The 21,868-nt window shown below is 63.4% G+C and carries 20 protein-coding genes and 1 pseudogene; 9 read left to right on the forward strand and 12 right to left on the reverse strand.

The genetic code is table 11. The features are described 5' to 3' along the window. Positions 1-56: 56 nt before the first annotated feature. Complete coding sequence (locus NPS46_RS22650) at positions 57-929, reverse strand: aminoglycoside phosphotransferase family protein (protein ID WP_274111199.1); 873 nt, start codon at positions 927-929, stop codon at positions 57-59. A 118-nt stretch (positions 930-1,047) separates the two neighbouring features. Here NPS46_RS22650 and NPS46_RS22655 point away from each other — a divergent pair, with 118 nt between their 5' ends. From NPS46_RS22655 to NPS46_RS22670, 4 genes are all read left to right on the forward strand, one after another. After that, positions 1,048-1,491 carry a GNAT family N-acetyltransferase gene (locus NPS46_RS22655; RefSeq protein WP_274111201.1) on the forward strand — a complete coding sequence of 148 codons (444 nt, stop codon included), beginning with the start codon at positions 1,048-1,050 and terminating at the stop codon, positions 1,489-1,491. 48 nt (positions 1,492-1,539) lie between these two features. Then, a complete protein-coding gene (locus NPS46_RS22660; RefSeq protein WP_274111203.1) occupies positions 1,540-1,929 on the forward strand; it encodes a GFA family protein in 390 nt (129 codons plus the stop codon). Between the two features lie 105 nt (positions 1,930-2,034). Beyond that, on the forward strand, positions 2,035-2,385 hold the full coding sequence (locus NPS46_RS22665) for a hypothetical protein (RefSeq protein WP_274111205.1): 351 nt from the start codon (positions 2,035-2,037) through the stop codon (positions 2,383-2,385). Between the two features lie 27 nt (positions 2,386-2,412). Beyond that, positions 2,413-3,567 carry a PQQ-dependent sugar dehydrogenase gene (locus tag NPS46_RS22670; protein WP_274111207.1) on the forward strand — a complete coding sequence of 385 codons (1,155 nt, stop codon included), beginning with the start codon at positions 2,413-2,415 and terminating at the stop codon, positions 3,565-3,567. A gap of 74 nt (positions 3,568-3,641) precedes the next feature. Here the strand turns inward: NPS46_RS22670 and NPS46_RS22675 are convergent, their stop codons facing one another. Together NPS46_RS22675 and eco are read right to left on the reverse strand one after the other, a co-directional pair. Beyond that, on the reverse strand, positions 3,642-3,947 hold the full coding sequence (locus NPS46_RS22675; protein ID WP_274111209.1) for an NIPSNAP family protein: 306 nt from the start codon (positions 3,945-3,947) through the stop codon (positions 3,642-3,644). Between the two features lie 17 nt (positions 3,948-3,964). Continuing rightward, the gene (eco, locus tag NPS46_RS22680) at positions 3,965-4,444 is read right to left on the reverse strand and encodes a serine protease inhibitor ecotin (protein ID WP_274111210.1); all 480 of its coding nucleotides are present in this window, start codon (positions 4,442-4,444) and stop codon (positions 3,965-3,967) included. A gap of 202 nt (positions 4,445-4,646) precedes the next feature. Here eco and pgm point away from each other — a divergent pair, with 202 nt between their 5' ends. Together pgm and NPS46_RS22690 are read left to right on the forward strand one after the other, a co-directional pair. After that, complete coding sequence (gene pgm, locus NPS46_RS22685) at positions 4,647-6,287, forward strand: phosphoglucomutase (alpha-D-glucose-1,6-bisphosphate-dependent) (protein WP_274111211.1); 1,641 nt, start codon at positions 4,647-4,649, stop codon at positions 6,285-6,287. Between the two features lie 290 nt (positions 6,288-6,577). Further along, positions 6,578-8,944: a UvrD-helicase domain-containing protein gene (locus NPS46_RS22690; protein WP_274111384.1), complete on the forward strand. Its 2,367-nt coding sequence runs from the start codon at positions 6,578-6,580 to the stop codon at positions 8,942-8,944. Positions 8,945-8,986: 42 nt separating this feature from the next. Here NPS46_RS22690 and NPS46_RS22695 read toward each other — a convergent pair whose 3' ends face one another. Then, positions 8,987-9,265, reverse strand: coding sequence for a DUF1652 domain-containing protein (locus tag NPS46_RS22695; RefSeq protein ID WP_274111213.1), 279 nt, complete (start codon positions 9,263-9,265; stop codon positions 8,987-8,989). A 317-nt stretch (positions 9,266-9,582) separates the two neighbouring features. On the opposite strand from NPS46_RS22695, the gene NPS46_RS22700 reads away from it, so the two are divergent. The 3 genes and pseudogenes from NPS46_RS22700 (at position 9,583) to NPS46_RS25515 (ending at position 12,882) form a co-directional block, all read left to right on the forward strand. Then, the gene (locus tag NPS46_RS22700; protein WP_274111214.1) at positions 9,583-10,989 is read left to right on the forward strand and encodes an NAD(P)/FAD-dependent oxidoreductase; all 1,407 of its coding nucleotides are present in this window, start codon (positions 9,583-9,585) and stop codon (positions 10,987-10,989) included. Between the two features lie 282 nt (positions 10,990-11,271). Further along, positions 11,272-12,024, forward strand: a pseudogene (locus NPS46_RS25510) (MCP four helix bundle domain-containing protein); the annotation flags it as partial. Beyond that, a complete protein-coding gene (locus NPS46_RS25515; protein WP_425312782.1) occupies positions 12,019-12,882 on the forward strand; it encodes a methyl-accepting chemotaxis protein in 864 nt (287 codons plus the stop codon). The pseudogene NPS46_RS25510 and the gene NPS46_RS25515, both read left to right, overlap by 6 nt. Before the next feature lie 47 nt (positions 12,883-12,929). On the opposite strand, the gene NPS46_RS22710 is transcribed toward NPS46_RS25515, so the two are convergent. Genes NPS46_RS22710 through arnB form a run of 8 tightly spaced genes read right to left on the reverse strand, consistent with a single transcriptional unit; the run spans position 12,930 to position 21,745 of the window. After that, positions 12,930-14,327 carry a UDP-glucose dehydrogenase family protein gene (locus NPS46_RS22710; RefSeq protein WP_274111217.1) on the reverse strand — a complete coding sequence of 466 codons (1,398 nt, stop codon included), beginning with the start codon at positions 14,325-14,327 and terminating at the stop codon, positions 12,930-12,932. Next, positions 14,324-14,731 (reverse strand): 4-amino-4-deoxy-L-arabinose-phosphoundecaprenol flippase subunit ArnF, encoded by a 408-nt coding sequence (gene arnF / locus NPS46_RS22715; RefSeq protein WP_274111219.1) that lies wholly within the window; start codon positions 14,729-14,731, stop codon positions 14,324-14,326. Before arnF ends, NPS46_RS22710 begins: the two co-directional genes overlap by 4 nt. Continuing rightward, on the reverse strand, positions 14,728-15,072 hold the full coding sequence (gene arnE, locus NPS46_RS22720) for a 4-amino-4-deoxy-L-arabinose-phosphoundecaprenol flippase subunit ArnE (RefSeq protein WP_274111221.1): 345 nt from the start codon (positions 15,070-15,072) through the stop codon (positions 14,728-14,730). Before arnE ends, arnF begins: the two co-directional genes overlap by 4 nt. Further along, positions 15,069-16,718: a lipid IV(A) 4-amino-4-deoxy-L-arabinosyltransferase gene (gene arnT / locus NPS46_RS22725; RefSeq protein WP_274111223.1), complete on the reverse strand. Its 1,650-nt coding sequence runs from the start codon at positions 16,716-16,718 to the stop codon at positions 15,069-15,071. The genes arnE and arnT overlap by 4 nt, the downstream gene beginning before the upstream one ends. Then, complete coding sequence (gene arnD / locus NPS46_RS22730; RefSeq protein ID WP_274111224.1) at positions 16,715-17,599, reverse strand: 4-deoxy-4-formamido-L-arabinose-phosphoundecaprenol deformylase; 885 nt, start codon at positions 17,597-17,599, stop codon at positions 16,715-16,717. Before arnD ends, arnT begins: the two co-directional genes overlap by 4 nt. After that, complete coding sequence (gene arnA / locus NPS46_RS22735) at positions 17,599-19,590, reverse strand: bifunctional UDP-4-amino-4-deoxy-L-arabinose formyltransferase/UDP-glucuronic acid oxidase ArnA (RefSeq protein WP_274111225.1); 1,992 nt, start codon at positions 19,588-19,590, stop codon at positions 17,599-17,601. The genes arnD and arnA overlap by 1 nt, the downstream gene beginning before the upstream one ends. Further along, on the reverse strand, positions 19,587-20,600 hold the full coding sequence (arnC, locus tag NPS46_RS22740) for an undecaprenyl-phosphate 4-deoxy-4-formamido-L-arabinose transferase (protein ID WP_274111226.1): 1,014 nt from the start codon (positions 20,598-20,600) through the stop codon (positions 19,587-19,589). Before arnC ends, arnA begins: the two co-directional genes overlap by 4 nt. Beyond that, positions 20,597-21,745 (reverse strand): UDP-4-amino-4-deoxy-L-arabinose aminotransferase, encoded by a 1,149-nt coding sequence (gene arnB / locus NPS46_RS22745; protein WP_274111228.1) that lies wholly within the window; start codon positions 21,743-21,745, stop codon positions 20,597-20,599. The genes arnC and arnB overlap by 4 nt, the downstream gene beginning before the upstream one ends. Between the last annotated feature and the right edge of the window lie 123 nt (positions 21,746-21,868).

Raw genomic sequence — 21,868 nt, forward strand, 5'->3', positions numbered from 1 at the left:
TTGATCGGCGATTTAGCACGGCTTTGAATGGCTCAAGCCGCGAGGAGAGGGGCAGGCTAGAGGTGTTGGGCGGGGCTGAGCAGCCATTGCGGCGCGTTGGCGCGGCGCAGCTCGACGAGCGCGATTTGCGCGATGGTCAATGCGGTGTCGGGGTGGCTGCCATCTTCCTGATGCCACACCGCGGAAAGGGCCGCCCAGCTCAGGATCCAGGCCAACAGGCGAGCGGGCTCAAGGGCGGCGGCCTGGCTGATGACGGCGACTTGCCTGGCAAGGCGCCCTGGCGCGGTTGCGGTCGCGAAGTCAGGGTTGCAGAACACATTGGCGAAATCAAAGCCGCGCTCCCCCAGCAGGCCCTTGGGGTCTATCGCCAGAAAACCACGTTGGCCGGCATCGAGAATATTTTCGTGATGGAGGTCGCCATGCAACACGCAGACCTCCTGTGGTGCGGCTAGTAGCCGGGTGGCAATGCCGGCAGCGGCGCCCAGCATGCCGGTGTGCGGTGTTTCGGCGTGGGTCAGCGCTTCGAACCACCGAGCCAGGGGCACCAGTGCTGGCACGGGTGCGAGGCGTGGACGATGAAGCCTGGCGGCCACCTGGCAGAGGATCCGGCTGGCGTGGTCATCGTCGCCCTGGCGGACGATGTCATGCAGTGTGCTCCCGCTGGTGGCGCGTTCTAGCAGCAGGGCCTCGCGCTCCAGGCGCAATACAGCCATGGCGCCGTCGCCGTCCCACCACTGCATCAGGTGTGAGCCGCGGCACTCTTCGGTGCTCATGGCGATCTTCAGCATCGCGGGCGCACCCTGATACCGGACCGGCTGCAGCCAACTGGAGTGCGTGCGAAACGCCGGGCCGGCTTCGCTCAAGTGCCAGCGTGCCCGATAGTGGCGCAATTGCGCCTGGCCATCGTCGGCAGGCGGAGGAGGGGTCACGGGGTTTTCCATGGAGGGCAGTGGACCGTCACGGCGTTCACAAATCAAGCACAATAAGCGGCTGCCCAGGTGCTGCCGGTCTCATTAGACTGCCTGGCACCGTTGAAGGGAGAGTCCGATGGACGTGCTGATCAGAGTGGCGACACGGGAAGATGTGGACAGTCTGTTCGAGATCCGCACCAGCGTGGAGCAGAATCACCTGAGTCGCGAGCAGATGGCCGCGCTGGGTATCACCCCGCAAGTGCTGGGGCAGGCCATCGAAGACAGTGAGTGCGTATGGATCGCCGAGGTGGAAGGGCAACCGTTGGCCTTTGTAATGATCGACCGCGAGACCGGTGAACTCTTTGCGCTGTTTGTCAGGCCCGGCCACGAAAACCGCGGGTTGGGCCGGCGGTTGATGGGGGTGGCCGAGGCGGCGCTGTTCGAGCAGCACGAGCGGATCTTTCTGATTACCGATGGGCGCCAGAACATCAGGGCCAACGGCTTCTATCAGCGGCTCGGCTGGGTGCTTGCCGGCCGGGAAGACCATGACGATGTGCGCTACGAAAAATGCCGACCCTGAACCCCAGGCCAAACCCACCGTTGTTGCCTTTAAATGCCGGAGATTGCCATGAAGGGAAGTTGTCTGTGTGGGGCCCTGATGTATGAGGTCGACAGCCTGGATATGCCCATTGTCCACTGTCATTGCCAAACCTGCCGCAAGGCCCATGCTGCGCCATTTGCCAGCACTGCCGGGGTCATGCGCGAGCATTTTCGCTGGCTGCAGGGGGAGGAGCGCTTGGCTCGCCATGAGTCCTCGCCGGGTAAGTTTCGATATTTCTGCAACAACTGCGGCAGCCATCTAATGGCTGAGCGTGTAGGTCAGCCCCATGTGATCGTGCGGGTGGCCACGCTGGACGATGACCCCGGTATGGCCGCTACGGCGCATATCTGGACTGAGCACGACCAGCCCTGGCTGGGTTATGCCGGTTTATGCCGCCATCAGCGGATGCCGACATAATCCCGGCAGGCGTGCGAGCAGGGCATTTGCGCCCATGGCGGCGAACCTTCCGGGCGGTGGGCTATCGAAACTCTGTCTATCTGCCATCGATCAGGAGAGCGTGTCATGAATGCCTATGGATTCAGTCTGCCGGCGCTGTTGCTGGCCACCGGCTTGATTGGCCCCGTCGGGGCTACCGAGAGGCTGTCGCCGCCGCCCGTTGTCCCGATTCAGTTGGCGCAGGGCTCAAACGATAGCGCCAACCCCTACAACAGCCCCATTCGCCGGGCCAACCCCAATAGCCGCCAAGGTAGCGCGCCAGCCACGCCGCCTGTTCGCGGGCCCAGTACCGCACCGGTGCCACGGGCGCCTACCCTGGAAAACGGTGGCATCGGCAATGGCTATCCGCGCGCCCAACCGCAGCCCCGGGCAATTGAACCGGGCACGCCGCGCCAGCATGCCAACGACCGCCCATAAGCGTGCCCCCTATAGAAGGAATCCCGTATGGCAGTAAAGCCCCCTCTGGCCGGCCTGGTGGTCGCCCTGTTGTGTCTGAGCGTCGGTAGCGCCGCCCAGGCTGCACAGACGTTTGAATCCGAACTGGGGCCGGTCACGGTCACTGAGTTGAATAAGGGCCTGGAACATCCCTGGGCCTTGGCCTTTCTGCCTGATCGCGCGGGTTTCCTGATGACCGAACGGCCAGGCCGCCTGCGCGTGGTCGATGCCCAGGGGCGCCTGGGCGCGCCTATCGAGGGGCTGCCGCCGGTCTGGGCCAAAGGGCAGGGCGGCCTGCTGGATGTGGTGCTGTCGCCGGGCTTTGCCGAGGATCGCCTGGTCTACCTGTCCTACGCCGAGGGCGGTGGTGCCGATGGCAAGGCCGGTACCGCCGTTGGTCGTGGGCGGCTATCGGCCGACCTGACGCGACTCAGCGATTTCAAGGTGATCTTCCGCCAGGAGCCGAAGTTGTCGACGGGCAATCACTTCGGCTCGCGCCTGGTGTTCGACCGTGATGGTTATCTCTTTATTGCCCTGGGCGAAAACAATGAACGGCCGACGGCCCAGGACCTGGACCTGGACAAGTTGCAGGGCAAGGTGGTGCGTATTTACCCCGATGGCCGGGTGCCAGACGATAACCCTTTTGTCGGCCAGGCCGGGGTTCAGCCGCAGATCTGGTCCTACGGCCACCGCAACCAGCAGGGCGCGGCGCTCAACCCCTGGACCGGCACGCTATGGACCCACGAGCATGGCCCGCGTGGCGGAGACGAGGTCAATATCATCGAGCGCGGCAAGAACTATGGCTGGCCCGAGGCGACCTACGGCATCAACTATTCGCTGTTGCCGATTCCGGAGGCCAAGGGCAAGCACGTGGACGGCGCGGTGGATCCGCACCACGTCTGGGAGAAGTCGCCGGCCATCAGCGGCATGGCGTTCTATGACGCCGAGCGCTTCAAGGCCTGGCAACACAACCTGTTTATCGGTGCGCTGGGGGCCCAGACGTTGATTCGCCTGCAGTTCGAGGGCGACAAGGTGGTCCACGAAGAGCGCTTGCTCGGCGAGTTGCAGGCGCGCATACGGGATGTGCGCCAGGGGCCGGATGGCTATCTGTATGTGCTGACCGACAGCGCCCAGGGCGCATTGCTCAAGGTCGGGCTGGAGTAGGTCGCGCTCGGGTCGCCGTGCTCCAGGGCACGGCGACCCGATGGGCTCAACCTGATCGACTTAACCCGAACAACTTAACTGAGTAGCGGGCGTAGAAAGCTGCGCTCGTAGTGCAGGATGAATTTCTTTTCCAGCACCGAATCCACCAGGGCCTGGCTTTGCGGATCGCTCAGCGCGGCATGGCGATAGGTTTCATACGCCGCGAGGGAAGGGAAACTGAACAGGCAGTAGGCAATATTGCTGGCGCCTTCACTCGGCAGGAAATAGCCGTGATGGGTGCCGCCCAAGCGTTCCACGACCCGGATCCAGACCTTGGCATAGGCCTCGAATTCGCCAAGCTGGTAGGGATCGATCACGTATTTCACATGGCAGGTAATCACGGGTGCGCTCCGTTGGGTTACTCGACTTTCGCCGATTTGATCTGCTTGCCCGCCGACCAGAGCCGGTAGCGCACTTCAACACCCTCGGGGGCATAGACCACGATCGGCAGCTTGCTGTTGTAGCGCAGCAGGAAACCTTCGCCGACCACTGGGACAAAGTCCTTGCGGGTCTTGCCATCGGGGCAGGCCATCAGGGTGCTGGTCGGGCCGTTGACGCTTTCCAGGCGATAGAACGGATAGCCCCAGCCCTCCAGCGTCTTCTCTTCGAGCGTGCCGCCCAGGCGCTGGTGGTTGCAGTCGACGGTCAGGGTCTTGCCGGCCATGATCTCGACCTTGTACTGGTCTTCGCGCTTCTGCTTGGGCAGGTGGATGACCTGGCGAGTGAAGCCCGCTTCGGCCTTGGGGTATGGGGCGACATCTTCGAGCTTGGCGGCCTGGGCAGTGCCTGCCAGGGTGGCGAGGGTGATCAGCAGGGGGATGGAGCGAATCGTCGGCATGGTGAGCCTCCTGGCTATCGGGTATGGATCTTTTTAACCGCTGGGCCCACGCAATGCAAACCGTCTGCAAGCCGATGCACGAGCCCTGGCCCGGCAGGCAGAAAATCTTCTGCAGGCACCGGGATAGATACCTTAGCAGCGAGGTCAAACTGCCAGTAAACTGCTCCCTATACTCCCCATCATCCTTGTTCAGAGGTTTTGCATGACACTCAGTCCTTTTGCGGGCAAGCCGGCGCCAGCGCAGTTGCTGGTCGATATCCCGCGACTGGTGACGGCCTACTACACCGGCCGGCCCGATGCTGCCATTTCCACCCAGCGTGTCGCCTTCGGCACCTCAGGGCATCGCGGTAGCTCTTTCGAGCTGAGTTTCAACGAGTGGCATGTCCTGGCGATCAGCCAGGCCATCTGCCTGTATCGCCAGGCTCACGGGATCGACGGTCCGCTCTTCGTCGGCATCGACACCCACGCCTTGTCCACGCCTGCCGGCGCCACGGCGCTGGAAGTGCTGGCAGCCAACGGGGTCGAGGTCATGATTGCGGCGGGCGATGTGTACACGCCAACGCCGGCAGTGTCCCACGCGATTATCTGCTACAACCGCGGTCGCACCCGTGGCCTGGCCGACGGTATCGTGATTACCCCCTCGCACAACCCGCCGGACAGCGGCGGCTTCAAGTACAACCCGCCCAATGGCGGCCCGGCCGATACCCATGTGACCAAATGGATCGAAGCCAAGGCCAATGAACTGCTGGCCAGCCGACTCGAGGGCGTCAAGCGCATGGACCATGGGCAGGCGCTCAAGGCCAGCACCACCCACCGTCATGATTACCTCAATAGCTACGTGGCCGACCTGGCCAATGTCATCGACATGGACACCCTGCGTGGCGCCGGGCTGCGCCTGGGCGTCGACCCGCTCGGCGGGGCCGGGGTCAATTACTGGTCGGCGATTGCCGAGCACTACCGGTTGAATCTGGACGTGGTCAATACCCAGGTCGATCCGACGTTCCGTTTCATGTGCGTCGACTGGGATGGCAAGATCCGCATGGATCCGTCCTCCAGCCACGCCATGCAGGGCTTGATCGGGCTGAAGGATCGTTTCGACGTGGCCTTTGCCTGCGACCCGGACCATGATCGCCATGGCATCGTCACCCCGTCCGGCGGCCTGCTGGCGCCAAACAACTACTTGGCCGTGTCCATCGACTACCTGTTCCAGCATCGGCCGCAATGGCGAGCGGATGCGGCCGTGGGCAAAACCGTGGTCAGCAGCGGCCTGATCGACCGCGTCGCGTCGCGCCTGGGTCGCCGACTGTACGAAGTGCCGGTGGGCTTCAAGTGGTTTGCCGACGGCCTGTTCGACGGCTCCCTGGGCTTTGGCGGCGAAGAAAGCGCCGGGGCCTCGTTCCTGCGCCGTGATGGCCAGGTCTGGAGCACCGACAAGGACGGGCTGATTCCGGCCCTGCTGGCAGCCGAGATGACCGCCCGCACCGGTCGTGATCCGAGCCAGGCCTATCGGGCGCTGACCGACGAACTGGGCGAGCCGTTCTCCGTGCGCGTCGATGCCAAGGCCACGCCGCAGCAGAAAGCCCTGCTGGGCAAATTGGCACCGGCCCAGGTGACGTCGACCCAACTGGCCGGCGAAGCGATCCAGCAGATCCTCAGTCATGCACCGGGCAATGACCAGGCGATCGGCGGGCTCAAGGTCATGACCGAGAATGGCTGGTTTGCCGCGCGTCCTTCGGGCACCGAGGATATCTACAAGATCTACGCCGAGAGCTTTATTGGCGACGATCACCTCAAGCGCCTGGTGGAAGAAGCCCAGGTGCTGGTGGACAAAGCGATTGCCTGACGTGGCCGCACAGGCTGGCGAGCGAACGCGCTCTGACCGGTAGGCCGCAGGCCGGTAGTGGAACAAGGGGCGTCCTCGGGACGCCCCTTGTTTTTGCTGCGGTAAATTCTCCGCTTTGTCGGCTAAGGCTCTGATCGAAAAGCATTTCACTAGAAAATCCAGGCAAATGCGGCGACCATGGGCATCCCCGTCCGCACACCTCGAGTACAGGAGCCCGCGTGTCGCAAGATCGTCCCGCCGAACTGCCCCAGCCCGCCCAATTACCCTGGTTCAAGCGCCAGTTGGCCCGAATGCTGGGCGCTAGCCTGGATCGCCTGAACATCCATCACCGGGCGTCCTGGTTGCAAGGCCAGGCCGACGGCTTTCGCAGTGGCCATAGCGCTGGGCATGACTACGGCTACGACCTGGGCCGCCTCGACGGTATCGAGGAGGGTCGTCAGGTTTTGCTGATTCGCGACACCCGCAACCAGGAGCCACTGGCACCGGCCATCGACGACCAGTTGTTCGATGACTGGCGGCTACCGCTCGGTGCCGAGCTGAAGAAGCTGATCAAGGCCGATGTCGCCAGACGGCTGCCGGCCCATGCCCAGCCCAGCGCGGCGCAATGGAAGATGATCTTCAGCGATACGCCCTCGACCTCGGTGATCGCCGGCGCGGGCGCGGGCAAGTCGACCTCGCTGATCCTGCGGATCCTGGTGTTGCATCACTACCTGGGGTTTGAGTTGGAGGCCTTGACCGTCGTGACCTTTACCCGGGAGTCGCGCAAGGACTTCGTGGCCAAGCTGCAGGAAATCTTCCGCCTGTGGGGGCTGCCTCTGGACCTCAAGACGGCCAGGGAGCTGGTACGTACCTTCCATTCGCGGATTCTGCCGATGGTGCGCAGCCTGCCCGGCTTCGAGCGCCTGCGCGCCTTCGAGAGCCTGGGCAGCGAGAGCATGGAAGGCGACAGCAACCCCTTCGACCTGCGCATCAACGACAGCCAGCGCCAGTTGCTCAATGCCTGTTACCAGCGCCTGTACCGCGAAGATCCAGCCTTTCGCCAGGCCTTGGCGCCACTCTATCGCCATGCCTTGCAGCTCAAGGCGCTGGAGCGCGATCACCCCGATGTCCAAAAACGCGTGGCTGTCACCGAGCTGGCGGCCCAGCGTGACCAGGCCTTGTGCGACAGCGTCGAGGGGCTGTGGCGGCGGGCCGGCGCCTGGCCTATCGCGGGCATCGAGTCCCGGCGCCAGACGCTGGAGATCAATGGCGCGTCATTCCAGTGCCACGGTTACATTGCCGAGCTGGACGCCTGGGTGGTGCTCGGCTTCGATCCCGCTGAAAGCCCGCAACTGAGCCGTCCCGATGCCAAGCTGAGCATTCGGGCGGAATGGGCAGTCAAGCGCACGCTGTTTCAAGCTTTCTGTCGTAAGCCGGTGATCTGGCTGGAGAGCTATGAGTCTGCAAAACGTGTGCTGTCGGCCCTGGCGGGGGATGCCAGCGCCGGTCCTGGTTTTGACTACCGGCTCAAGGGTGAACTGGCCTCGGCACCGTTGCTTGACTGTTTTGTCGCCGCCGCCGGGTTTATCGAGAACCTCGGCCTGGACGTGCTGGCAGCCATCGGCGGGATGAGCTTTGCCGAAGACGATCCCGATCGGCACTTCTTTATCGCCCTGAGCCTTTACTGGCGGGCGTTTGAAGACCATCTGCTGGACCAGAAGCCCCCGGTCATGACTTACAACCGGATGTTCGCCCTGTTTGGCGAAAGCACGCCTGAAAACCTTGAATTGCTGGATAACGGCGTATTGCGCCCGCTGTCCCATTTGATGATCGACGAATTCCAGGATGTCTCGCCGCAGATTGTCTCCTGGCTCCGGGCCAGCCTGCGGGAAATTCGCCGGCGCGGCCCAGCCCTGCACGCCGGACGCACCGCCCAGCGCTCATCGCTGCTCTGCGTGGGCGACGACTGGCAATCGATCTATGGTTGGCGTGGCAGCTCGCCCCAGTACTTCATGGACTTCACCAAGACCTTTGTCTCGCCAGCCACCACCCGGGTGATGCTCGCGGAAAACTACCGGAGCCAGCAGCACATCATCGATGCCGCCGAGCATATCGTTCGCACTGCGCCAGCGATTGCCGGGAAGAAGGCCCGAGCGGCGGGTGCCAGTAAGGAACTTCGACCCGTCCAGGTATTCGATCGTGACGATGCAGCCCTGGCTCAGCGACTGAGCGAGCACTACCAGCAGGGCGATTCAATATTGATGCTATTTCGAAAAGGTAGCGATAAGTTGCTGATTGAAAAGCATATTGAGTCAATAGTTAAGGTGGATTCTAGCTTGCCAGCCGAGGCGCGTCGGCTGAAACAGCTGACTTATCACAGTGCCAAAGGCCTACAAGCTGACGCGGTGTTCCTGCTGGGTGATTGCCAGCACCTGAGCAGCTCGCCCTACAAGAACCAGCTCTATCGCCTGGCGGGCCTGGGCAAGGCCGGTGAACTCGAGCCCTACGACGCAGCGCAGCAGGACGAGACCCTGCGCCTGGCGTACGTTGGGATCACCCGGGCCGTGGCGCACTGCTACTGGTACGTGGATCCGGTCACGCCAGGTGAGGCCCTGCAACCCAGGGCTTCGGCGCGTGTACCCGCGGATCGGCCCTACTTCAGCGATCAGCGCCCATAAGAAAGCCCGCACGAGGCGGGCCTTGATCGTGGGTGGGAGGCGCTAGCCGATAGCGCGCAGGCCTACGGGAGGGATAAAGGCTTCGAGTTCGTCCTCGACCGCCTCGATGATTCGTTCGACATCCGTGGCATTCATGACCGTGGCACAGGGAATGCCGGCAATGGCAATCATGGTTTCGCCGCTGGCCCGATCAAACAGGCGAGCAACCATGCTACCGGGGGCATCCATGGTCGCCTCGAAGCCCATGGGGTGAAAATGCCAGCGCATCAGTTGGCATGCATTAGGGAAGGTGACCTTGTTCATTCTGCCCACCTTGTTCATAGAGCGCTCCTTTGCTCATGTGAATAACGAGCAGGCCTGGAAACGGCACTGCCCAATGGGGTCCCAGGCCCCGGGACAAAAGCCCGAGACTGAGATTAAAAATAGCACCCGGTTGCGCCGCGCCGGCGGCTTTTTTATGTCCGTTGGGCGGTTGTTTCTCAATACTTTGATGTCCGTCATATCCCCAGGCCTTTCGGGGCAAAAGGCCATTATTGTGGGCGGTCGATTGGCGGGCTCGAGCGTATTTTTGACCGCCCCCACGACAGCGATCCCGGCCAGGCATTAGGATCAGCGCCTTCGACCAGGAGGATTGTGCAATGTCGGCATGGCGCTCGCTCAGCTTGTGGATGGACCAACTCGATGAGCCGCTGCAGCCCAGGGCGGCGCTGGAGAGCGACCTGGAGGTCGATGTGGCGATTATCGGCGCCGGGTATACGGGGCTCTGGACTGCCTATTACCTCAAGCGCCATGCCCCTGAGCTGAACATTGCGCTGATCGAGGCGCAGACGGCCGGCTTCGGCGCCTCGGGCCGCAATGGTGGCTGGCTGATGGGCAACCTGCTGGGTGAACACGCTCTGCTGGGCGCTCTGGCGCCATCGGTACGCCGCGAATCCTTCGAACTGCTGCACGGGATTCCCGATGAAGTGGCTGGCGTTCTCGAGCGAGAAGCCATCGCCTGTGATTACCGCAAGGCAGGGGTGCTGTATTGCGCGGCGCGTTACCCCGAGCAGGCGCAGAGCCTGCGCCTGTACCTGGACACGCTGCGCAGCCTGGGTCTGGGGGAAGCCGACTATCGCTGGCTGACCCCGGCCGAACTGGCCCCGCAACTGCGCATGGCTAATGTCTATGGCGCGATCCACAGCCCCCATGTCGCCACCTTGCACCCGGCGCGTTTGGTACGTGGACTGGCGCGGGCGGTGGAGGCCTTGGGGGTCACGATCCATGAACAAAGCCCGGTGACCGGCTGGCGTCCCGGCCAACTGCACACGGCCCGAGGGCAGGTCAGGGCGCGTTGGGTTGTGCCCGCCGTGGAGGGCTATGCCGGTTCTCTGGCGCCGTTGGAGCGTTATCAACTGCCGGTCCAGAGCCTGATGGTGGCCACCGAGCCGTTGTCGACCGCGTTGTGGAGCGAAATCGGCCTGGACCGCGGCCAGGCTTTTGGCGAGAGCAGCCGCCAGGTGACCTATGGTCAGCGCACTGCCGATGACCGGTTGGTCTTTGGTGCCCGAGGCGGCTATCGCTTTGGCGGGCGCCTGCGCAACGATTTCACCCTGACGTCGAATGAGGTGGGTTTGCGCCGCCAGTTGTTCGGCGAACTGTTCCCGCTGCTCAAGGACGTGCCGATCAGCCATGGCTGGGGCGGCAACCTGGGGATGTCGCGGCGTTTTCACCCGCATATGTTGTGCGACCGCCGGCAGGGGATTGCCCTGGCCGGCGGTTATGGCGGCGAGGGCGTCGGGGCCAGCAATCTGGCCGGGCGGACCTTGGCCGACCTGATTCTGGAGCGCGAGAGTGTGCTGGTTCGCCAGCCATGGGTGATCACCGAAGGTGGGTTGGGTGCTCTGCGGGCCTGGGAGCCGGAGCCCTGTCGCTGGTTGGGCTACAACGCCATCGTGCGCAGTTTTGTCCACGAAGATCGGGTCCTGAATAACCCGTTGACCCCACCTTGGCGGCGCCGGCTGGCCAGTGGGATCGCCAATTGGCTGGAAGGCTTTATGGGCTGATTCGCAGGAAAGGCGGCGTTCTCAGACGCTTAAACGTTTAATCGGCAGGTGTTCGCCCAGGCATGTGTCTCAAGGATGAAACACACGTAATGCTTTGAAATATTTTTCCATGTTTCCCGCAAAAAACCTCAAGCCCGGCCGATATACAGAATAGGCCCATTCAGTTCTAAAGCACCGAGGGGCCAGACCTTCAGGTGGGCACCCGTCGGCCGCCTGAGCGTACTTCTGCATGGATGCCCGTCGCCTTTATCTCCCGAGAGTCACTCTATGTCCCTACGTAACATGAATATTGCGCCCAGAGCTTTTCTCGGTTTTGCGTTCATTGCGTTGCTTGTGATTGTGCTGGGCGTGTTTGCCCTGAACCGCATGACGGTGATTCGCCAGGCGTCCGTCGATATGGAGGCCAACCAGTTGCCGAGTATCAGCGCCCTGGGCAACCTGACGGAGAACGTACTGCGCTTGCGCATTACCTCGTTCCGCATCCTGGTCAACCGCGAGCCAGCGGCGTTGCAGGATACGGAAGTGCGTATCGGCGACCTGGTAAGAAAGGCTCGCCAGGCCCAGCAGACCTACGCGGCCCTGCCGGCCGAAAGTGAAGAGAAAGCGCTGTACCAGCGCTTTGCCGCCACCCTGGACGACTACTTGCGGGCCCAGGAGCAGATGCTCGAATTGTCCCGTCAGGGCAAGACCGAGGAAATGCGCACCCTGATCAATACCCAGATCAAGAACGGCACCGACCAGATGGGTGAGCAGTTGAACAAGTTGGTCGAGATCAACAGCACGGGCGCAAAACAGGCGGCCCGCGAGGCCGGTGAGCATTACGACAACGCCAACCTGGGGATTATCCTGGTGGCGCTGGTGGCGGCGGTCATGACCGTGCTGCTGGCATGGCTGCTGACCCGCAGCATCGTCGCTCCCTTGGGCCGGGCCCTGCAGGTGGCCGAAACCATTGCCGCGGGCGACCTGACCCAGCCGGTCAAGGTGGATGGCAAGGACGAACCGGCACGCCTGTTGGCTGCGCTGTCCACCATGCAGGGCAGCCTGCGCAAGACCATCGAGCAAATTGCCGGCTCGGCGACTCAATTGGCCTCGGCGGCCGAGGAACTGAGCGCGGTTACCGAAGAAGCGTCTCGTGGCCTGCAGCAACAGAACAATGAAATCGAGCAGGCGGCCACGGCGGTCAATGAGATGACGGCGGCGGTGGAAGAGGTGGCGCGTAACGCGGTTTCAACGTCCGAAGCGTCCCAGCAGTCCAACCTGGCCGCGCGCGAGGGCCGCGACCGGGTGGTGCAGACCGTCGACGCGATCCAGTCCATGACCCACGATGTCCAGAGCACGTCAGTGCTGATCGAAGGCCTGGCGGCCCAGGGCCGGGATATTGGCCAGGTACTGGACGTGATCCGGGCGATTGCCGAGCAGACCAACCTGCTGGCACTCAACGCTGCCATTGAAGCGGCACGGGCCGGTGAAGCCGGACGCGGGTTTGCCGTGGTGGCCGACGAAGTGCGCGCCCTGGCCCATCGCACCCAGCAATCGACCCGGGAAATCGAGCAGATGGTTGCCGGGATCCAGAACGGCACGGGCGAAGCGGTGCAATCGATGCAGACGAGCAACCAGCGCACCCAGAGTACCCTCGAGATGGCGCGAGCGGCGGGCGTGGCGCTGGAGCAGATCACCGAGTCGATCAATATGATCAACGAGCGCAACCTGGTGATCGCCAGCGCTTCGGAAGAGCAGGCTCAGGTTTCACGCGAGGTCGACCGCAACCTGGTCAATATTCGCGACCTGGCCACGCAGTCGGCGGCTGGGGCCAACCAGACCAGCGCCGCCAGCCATGAGCTGTCGCGCCTGGCCGTGGACCTGAATGCCATGGTTGCCCGCTTCCGTACCTGACCGTCATCCCCCCTGTAGGCGCGAGCAAGTCGCTCCTACAGGGGGCCTCAGACCTGGCGCAGGCGAGGTTCGAACAGCACCGGAGCCAGTTGCTGGGCCTGGGACACCGGCAGGCTGCAGGATTCGCCACGGCCCATGGGGAAGTAGTGGAAGCCTTGCTGCGTCAGGCGCTCGGCATCGTAGAGATTGCGCCCATCGAAAATCACCGGGGCCTTGAGCCGAGCCTGGATCAGCTTGAAATCCGGTGCCTTGAACTGCTGCCATTCGGTGCAGATGATCAGCGCATCGGCATCGGCCAGAACCGACTCCGGGGTGCCCATCAGCATCAGGCGCGGATCTTCGCCGTACAGCCGCTGGGTTTCCTGCATGGCTTCGGGGTCAAAGGCACGGATCCTGGCACCGGCGGCCCAGAGTTCTTCCATCAGCACCCGGCTCGGTGCATCGCGCATATCATCGGTGTTGGGCTTGAACGCCAGGCCCCAGAGAGCAAAGGTACGGCCCTGCAGGTCGCCTTTGTAGAAGGCCTTGATCCGCTCGAAGAGCTTGTGTTTCTGCCGCTCGTTGATGGCTTCCACGGCTTGGAGCAGGTCGCTGGAGCAATGCGCCTGTTCGGCGCTGTGGATCAGCGCGCGCATGTCCTTGGGAAAGCACGAGCCGCCGTAGCCGCAACCCGGGTAGATAAAGTGGTAGCCGATCCGCGAATCGGCGCCGATGCCCAGGCGCACCGCCTCGATATCAGCACCCAGGTGTTCGGCCAGTTCGGCGATCTGGTTGATAAAGCTGATCTTGGTCGCAAGCATGCAGTTGGCCGCGTACTTGGTCAGCTCGGCGCTGCGCAGGTCCATAAACATAATGCGGTCGTGGTTGCGATTGAACGGCGCGTACAGCTCGCGCATCACCTCGCGCACCGCTTCACTGGCGCAGCCGACCACAATGCGATCGGGGCGGCGGCAATCACTGACTGCCGAGCCCTCCTTGAGAAACTCTGGATTGGAGACGATATCGAATTGCAGTTGGCGCCCGGCCAAGGCCAGGGCCTCTTCGATATGGCGGTGCAAGGCATCACCGGTGCCGACCGGTACGGTGGATTTCTCCACCAGGATCAGCGGCTCACTGCGATGGCGGGCCACGGCATCGCCGACTGCAAAGACATAACGCAGGTCGGCCGAGCCGTCCTCGCCCGGCGGCGTGCCGACGGCGATAAACAGCACTTGGGCATGTTCGACGGCCAGTTGCTCGTCATGGGTAAAGCGCAGACGCTGATTCTCCAGGTTCTCGCGCACCAGCGTCGCCAGCCCCGGCTCGAAGATGCTCACGTGGCCTTGCTGGAGAAGTTTGACCTTGGCCTCGTCGATGTCCATGCACACCACGTCATGGCCAACCTCGGCCAACACCGCCGCCTGGACCAGGCCGACATACCCGCAACCAAAAACACTGATTTTCATAAGAGATCCCTGGGACCGGTGGTGCTTCTAAAATTGATCGTCAAAACGCCCAGCGTGACCAAAGCCACGCCCAGCGTTCGAGTGCTCGTAAAGCCTTCGTCAAACAGCGGCAGGCTGGCGGCCAGCACATAGACCAGGACATAGCTGATGCTCAGCAGTGAATAGGCGCGGCCCAGGGGCAGGTCGCGCAGGGCGGCCAGCCAGCAGAGCATCGATAACCCATAGGCGATGATCGCCAGCGCCACCACCGTCAACGCCGCGCCAGCCAGTTCCCCGGCCTCCAGAGCGGCCGGCCACTGTGTGGGCGTGGGCAGACGGCTCATGCTCCAGCGCATGCCCAACTGCGCGCCACTGGCCAACAGCACGCTGGCGGTGGCCACGCCGATACCCCGCGCCGTGCTCATACCTGGCGCCCCAACAGCACCACCCCGGCGATGATCAGCGCCACGCCACACCAGTGCCGCGCATCGATGGGTTCCTTGAACCCATAACGCGCCACCAGGGTGATCAGTACAAAGTTCAGGCTGAGCATGGGGTAAGCAATGCTGACCTCCAGGCGTTGCAGCACCAGCAGCCACACCAGCAGGCCGAGGCCCAGGCACAGCAGCGCGAGCCAGAGCCAGGGGCTCAGCAGTTTTTGCCCAAGGCTCGTGGGCGTAACGCGCCAGCGCTCCACGGCCAGCTTTTGGGCAATCTGGCCCAGGCAGGTCAGCAGGCAGGCGCCGAGCAGCAGGGCCAGGGTCATGGCGCGCTCGCCGGGATAATCAAAATCACCATATTGCCTTCCTGATAGCGCACGGCGTCCTTGGGCAGGCGATCCATCTCATGGCTGGTGTCCGAGCGCTTGACCCGCATCACCACGCCCACCGGACCGTCGCGCCGGGCCTGGAGCAGCCATGATTCGACTTCCTCCAGGTCGATTCGCCGGTGGCTGGCCTCAGGGTACGACAGGCCATATTTCACCTCGCCGGTGGTGTTATACAAAGTCACCTTGGGTCGCTCCAGGCGCCAGGCCAGGGCCGAGGCGGCGCCCAGATCGTTGCTCAGCAGGTGTTTGCTGGTGGCCAGTTCGTCGGCATGGCGGGCGATAAAGCCGTCGGGCATTTTGTTGAAGACCACCGCGTTGGGCATGCTCGCCGGCAGCAGCAGGACCAGCAGGCCCATGCCCAGTGCCGGTGCGGCCCAGAAGGCCCGTGGCCGGGTGATTGCCAGGGTGTTGGCGCCGATCCAGCCGAGCAGGAACAGCACCAGCAGCGTCAGGTGCAGCGGTTCGTCGTGATAGAACGGCTTTTTCCATTGGAAGAACCCCAGGGCCAGGAGCGCCACGGTGCCCAGGGCCAGATTGAACCCGGCATTGAGGCGTAGCAGCGCGACCTTTTGTTGCTCCAGGTACAGGCTCAAGCTGTGCCCCATCAGCAGGGCCAATGGCAGCAGGCACGGCATGATGTAGGTCGGCAGCTTGCCCCGGCTCAGGCTGAAAAACGCCAGCGGCAGAAGCAGCCACAGCAGCAGGAACACGGTCGAGCGCTGGCCCCGGCTCTGCCAGGCCTGCGTGAAGGTGCGCGGCAGCCACAGCGCCCAGGGAATACTCGCGGCGACCAGCAACGGCAGGTAGAACCACCAGGGCCGCGAGTGTTGGGCGTCCTCGCCGGCAAAGCGGCGGATATGCTCGTGCCAGAAGAAGAACCGCCAGTAATCCGGTTCGCGCATATGCACCGCCAAGACCCAGGGCAGGGCAACCAGGGTGGCGACCAGAATCGCCACTAGGCCATAGCCCACCAGCTCCTTGAAGCGCTTCTGCCAGATCATGTAGGGCAGGCCGATCAGTACCGGCAGCAGCAGGGCCAGGAAGCCCTTGGTCATAAAGCCCATGCCGCAGGCGAACCCCAGCAGGGCCCAGGCGCCCAGCCGGCTGCGGCGAGTGGTGGTGTCGACGGCAAACCACAAGGCCACCAGGCTCAGGTTGACCCAGAGGGTGAACTGCGGATCGAGGTTGCTGTAGCCGGCCTGGCCGGCGATCAGCCCGAAACTCATGTAGAGCAGGGCGCAGGCCAAGCTTTGGCGTGGGTCGCGCCACAGGCGTTGGGCGATCACATAGGCCAGGAACACGCTGAGCCCGCTGCTGATGGCCGAGGCCACCCGTACGCCAAACAGATTGTCGCCGAAGATCATCTGGCCGATGGCGATAAACCAGTAGCCGGCAATGGGTTTTTCAAAGTAGCGCAGGCCCATGAAATGGGGCGAAACCCAGTCGCCCTTGAGCAGCATTTCCTGGGCGATCTGCGCATAGCGGGGTTCGTCCGGGATCCACAGGCCGTGGGTGCCCAACGGCAACAGATAGAAGAGTACAAAGGCGCCCAGCAACAGGGGCCATGTCCAGCGTCGGGTCATGGTCGTTGCACTCCCAGCCAACCTTCGCGACCGCTCAGGGTGCCGCGTGACAGCTGCCCGGTGGGCAGCGTCTCCAGGGCCTGGGGCAGCAGGTGCCTCAGGGGTTGAAAGCGGATATCGGAACTGGCCGCCTGGGCCAGCAGTTGGCGAAACTCTTCAGCCATAAGAATCCCTTCGACCTCGGCATGGATGGTGTAAACGTTCAGCGCCCGGGCGCTGAACCGCTGGAGAATGAAGGCGTTGAAATCCTCGGCCGCGACCTGCGGGCCCACCACTTCATCGAAGGTCGGCAGGTCCACCGGAATCTGCGGTGTACCCGGACGTCCGTCGGGCAGGCGCGGACGAAACAACTGGGTGCCGCGACAATCGCTGTTGTAGCGAAACCCGAAGCGCTCCTTGGCCGCGACCACCCGCTCATCGGCGCGCCAACCGGCGGCGGCTGAGCACTCGACGGGCTGGCCGAGAATATCGGCCAGGGTCTCGACGCCCTGGCGGATCTGTTCCTGCAGTTGCGCGTCGCTCCAGGTCCCGGCGTGCGCCTGCCAGCCATGGTGATCCCAGGCATGCAGGCCGACTTCATGCCCGGCCTCGCGGGTTTGGCGCATCAGATGGCCCAGGTCCCGGCCAATCGGCTTGCCCGGCCAGGCAGTGCCGGCCAGCAGGATGTCCCAGCCATAGAGGCTGGCGGCCTTGGAGCGCAGCATTTTCCAAAGGAAGCGCGGCTTGACCAGGCGCCACAGATGACGGCCCATATTGTCCGGGCCGACGCTGAAGAAAAAAGTCGCCTTGATCCCGGCTTCATCCAGCAGTTCCAGCAGGCGCGGCACGCCTTCGCGGGTGCCGCGATAGGTGTCGACGTCGATGCGCAGGCCCGCTCGCATCAGCGCTGGCCCTCCTGTTCGAGCAGGGCTTCGTGGAGGAAAAAGTCCAGGGTCTTGCCAATGGTGATGCTCAGCTCAGTCCCCGGCTCCCAGTCCAGCAGGCGGCGGGCGTTGTCGATGCTCGGCTTGCGGTGGCTGACATCCTGGTAGCCGGTGCCATAGAACGCCTGGCTTTCCACGTCACGGAAACCGGCGAACGGCGGGAAGTGACCGCGCAACGGATGGGCTTCGAACTGGCGCAGCAGCTCTTCGCCCAATTGGCGGATGCTGGCTTCGTTGTCCGGGTTGCCGATATTGATGATCTGCCCGTCACAGACGCCGCCGCGGTTCTCGATAATCCGTGCCAGGGCCTCGATGCCGTCCTGGACATCGGTAAAGCAACGCTTCTGTTCGCCGCCGTCGACCAGGCGGATCGGCGTACCTTCCACCAGGTGCAGGATCAACTGGGTAATGGCCCGCGAGCTGCCGATCCGGGCCGAGTCCAATCGGTCCAGGCGCGGGCCCATCCAGTTGAAGGGGCGGAACAGGGTAAAGCGCAGGCCCTTCTGGCCGTACGCCCAGATCACCCGGTCCAGCAGTTGCTTGGACACCGAATAGATCCAGCGCTGCTTGTTGATTGGCCCGACCACCAGGTTGGAGGTGTCTTCGTCGAAGTGGCTGTCCTGGCACATGCCATAGACCTCCGAGGTCGAGGGGAAGACCACCCGCTTGTTGTACTTGACGCAATAGCGCACCAGCTTGAGGTTTTCCTCGAAGTCCAGCTCGAATACCCGCAGCGGATTGCGCGTGTACTCGATGGGCGTGGCAATGGCCACCAGGGGCAGGACCACGTCGCACTTCTTGATGTGATACTCGATCCACTCGGAATGGATGCTGATATCGCCCTCGACAAAGTGAAAGCGTGGGTGGCTGCGCAGGCGTTCGATGGCGTCGCTGCCGATGTCCATGCCATGCACTTCATAGCGCTCGTCCTGCAGCAGGCGCTCGGACAGGTGATTGCCGATAAACCCGTTGACCCCCAGGATCAGCACCCGTGTGCGTCGCTGGGCGCGCGCCGCCTGGCTGCCGATCAGGCGCGAGCCCTCGACCAGACCCAGCTCGCGGGCCAGTTGCGCGCCGCTGAGGTACAGGCCGTTGTCGCCACGCTGGCCGGCGCGGATCTCCAGAGAGTCCTCGCCGCAGGCAATGCGCAGTGGGTCGCAGCTAATGACCCGGCCAGGGGCCTGGCCGTCATTGCCCGGTACCACCTCAGCGCTCCAGACAATCAGCTTGTGCTCACCCACCGGGCAAAAGGCGCCGGGGTAGGGCTGGGTCACGGCGCGCACCAGATTGAACAAGCGCTCGGCCGGCAGTTGCCAGTCGAGCAAGCCATCGGCGGCGCTGCGGCGTCCGTAATAGCTGGCCTGACTTTCGTCCTGGGCGGTTTCCGGCAGTGGGCCACGGGCCAATGCCGGCAAGGTGTCGCGCAGTAGCGCTGCGGCGCTTTCGCGCAGTTTGGCGTGCAGGCTCAGGGCGGTGTCCGCCCGTTCGATCGGTACGCGACGCTGGGCGATGATGGCCCCGGCATCGGCCCGTTTGACCATGCGGTGCAGGGTGACGCCGGTTTCGGTCTCGCCATTGACCAGCACCCAGTTGGCCGGTGCCCGCCCGCGATAGCGCGGCAGCAGCGAGCCATGCAGGTTGTAGGCCCCGCGGCTGGCGCAGGCCAGTAGCGCTTCGCCCAGCAGGTTGCGGTAATAGAAGGAGAACAGGTAGTCGGGATTCAGTTGGCGGATCCGCTCGACCCACAGTGGGTGATTGGCATCTTCCGGGGCGTGCACGGGAATCCCCCTGCGTGCGCAAAGTTGCGCCACGGAGGCGAAAAAGGTGGTTTCCCCGGGGGCATCGGCGTGGGTGAACACGGCGGCAATCTCATAGCCGGCGACGAGCAGGGCTTCGATACCCACGCAACCGATATCGTGATAGGCGAAAACAACGGCTTTTGAACTCATGGGGCTACCTGGCTGGAGGAAGTGGAATCTGTGCGCACCACACTGGCGTGGTCAGCCGGGGACGGCGCCCGCCAGATGGTTTCGATAAAAAATCGCGGACGCGCGCGCACATCGCTGTACATGCGGCCCAGGTACTCGCCCAGCAGGCCCATGCCGATAAATTGGCCGCCAGTGAAAATAAACAGCACCGCAAACAGCACAAACGTGCCGTCACCGGCCCACGCTGCGCCGAAGATCAGGCGCAGCACAATCAACAGCACGGCGAACAGCCCGCCGAGCAGGGCGATGCTGAAGCCGATGATGCTCAACAGCCGTAGGGGCGTGGTGGTCATGCAGGTAATCAGGTCGAACATCAGGTTGATCAGGCGCATGGCGCTGTATTTCGAGTCGCCATGCTCGCGCTCGGCGTGGTGTACCGGCAGCTCGCAGGTATGGCGCGCAAAACTGTTGGCCAGGATCGGAATAAAAGTGCTGCGTTCGCTACAGGCCAGCATCGCCTGGACGATGGAACGGCGGTAGGCGCGCAGCATGCAGCCGTAGTCGGTCATGGCCACGCCGGTGGAGCGCTGCACGGCCAGGTTGATCAGCCGCGAGGGCCAGCGACGCCACGCCGAGTCCTGGCGATTGCTGCGCACGGTGCCGATCACGTCATAGCCCAGCGCGGCCTGCTGCACCAAGCGCGGAATTTCTTCGGGGGGATTCTGCAGGTCGGCGTCCAGGGTAATCACCAGGTCGCCACGGCACTGTTGGAAGCCGGCCATGATTGCTGCGTGCTGGCCGTAGTTGCGATTGAGGATGACCGCCACCACCGGGCTGCCCGGTCGGTTGGCGGCGGCCTGCAGCAACTCGGCACTGCGGTCGCGACTGCCGTCGTCGACCAGGACGATTTCATGTTCGCGCCCCAGTTGTGCGCAAGCTGCTTCGGTGCGGCGCAGCAGCTCGGGCAGGCTTTCTTCCTCGTTGTAGACCGGGATGACGATGGACACGCAATCGATGGGATAAGGCTTCATGCATGAGCTCCGACAATGTCCTCAATGGCCCCGACTACCCGCTCGAAATCCTCCTCGTGCATGTCAGGAAACAGTGGAATCGAGCACAGGCGGGCCGAGTTCCATTCGGTGTGGGGTAGATGCACGTCTGGGAAACGCTGGCGGTAGTAGGTGTGCAGGTGGGTGGCGATAAAATGGATACCGCTGCCGATCTCACGGGCCTGCAGGGCTTTCATAAAGGCTTCGCGGTCCAGGCCGCAGCGCTCGGGGTCGATACGCAGGATAAACAGGTGCCAGGCGTGCCGTTGGGGGTAGGTGGGCAGGTGCAGCGGTTGCACTGGTAGGTGGGCCAGGCGTTGCAGATAGCCCTGGGCCAGTTGCTCGCGGCGCTGGTTGATGGCGTCCAGACGGTGCAACTGGACCAAGGCAATCGCGGCATTGAGGTCGGCCAGGTTGTATTTGAAGCCAGGTTCGATCACTTGGGCCTGGGGCTTGCGGCCATGGGTCAGGCGGTCATAGGCATCCACGCCGAGGCCGTGGAATTTGAGCATGCGAATGCGGTTGGCAAAGGCTTCGTCGTCGCTGACCAGCATGGCCCCTTCGGCGCAGGTCATGTTCTTGATGGCGTGGAAGGAGAAAATCGCCGTACCCCGCGCGCCGACCGGGCGGTCGCGGTACTCGGTGCCCGCCGCGTGGGCGGCATCCTCGATCACGGCAATGCCATGCTGCTCGGCCAGGGCGTAGAGCGGATCAAGGTCGAACGCCGCGCCTGCGTAGTGCACCGGGATAATGGCTTTAGTACGCGGGGTGATGGCCTGGGCGATGATCTGTGCATCACTCATCAGCGTGTCGCGGTCGACATCGACAAACACCGGGGTGGCGCCCAGCAGGCAGATCATATTGGCGGTCGAGACCCAGGTCTGCGAGGGCGTGATCACTTCGTCACCTGGGCCGATGCCCAGAGCCAGCAGGGCGATATGCATGGCCCCGGTGGCGGAGGACAGTGCGACGGCATATCGGGCTCCAACCCGCTGGGCAAATTGCTCTTCGAGTTCCTGGTTTTTCGGGCCCGTGGTGATCCAGCCCGAGCGCAAAACCTGCTCGGCTGCCGCGATTTCCTCATCGCCCATGCTGGGGCGGGAAAAGGGTAGAAAAGTGGGCGTCATGGGACCTCTTGAATAACGGCAGGCGCAGCCAGTAAGTGACCGGAGAGAATAAGTATCATTGCTGGGTGTTCTATCCTGTGGGCGTAATCGTTGCGTCCTGTCAACGCACTCTGCGAGTGCCAA

The sequence above is a fragment of the Pseudomonas putida genome, from assembly GCF_028682395.1.
In the GTDB taxonomy this organism is placed as follows: domain Bacteria; phylum Pseudomonadota; class Gammaproteobacteria; order Pseudomonadales; family Pseudomonadaceae; genus Aquipseudomonas; species Aquipseudomonas putida_AB.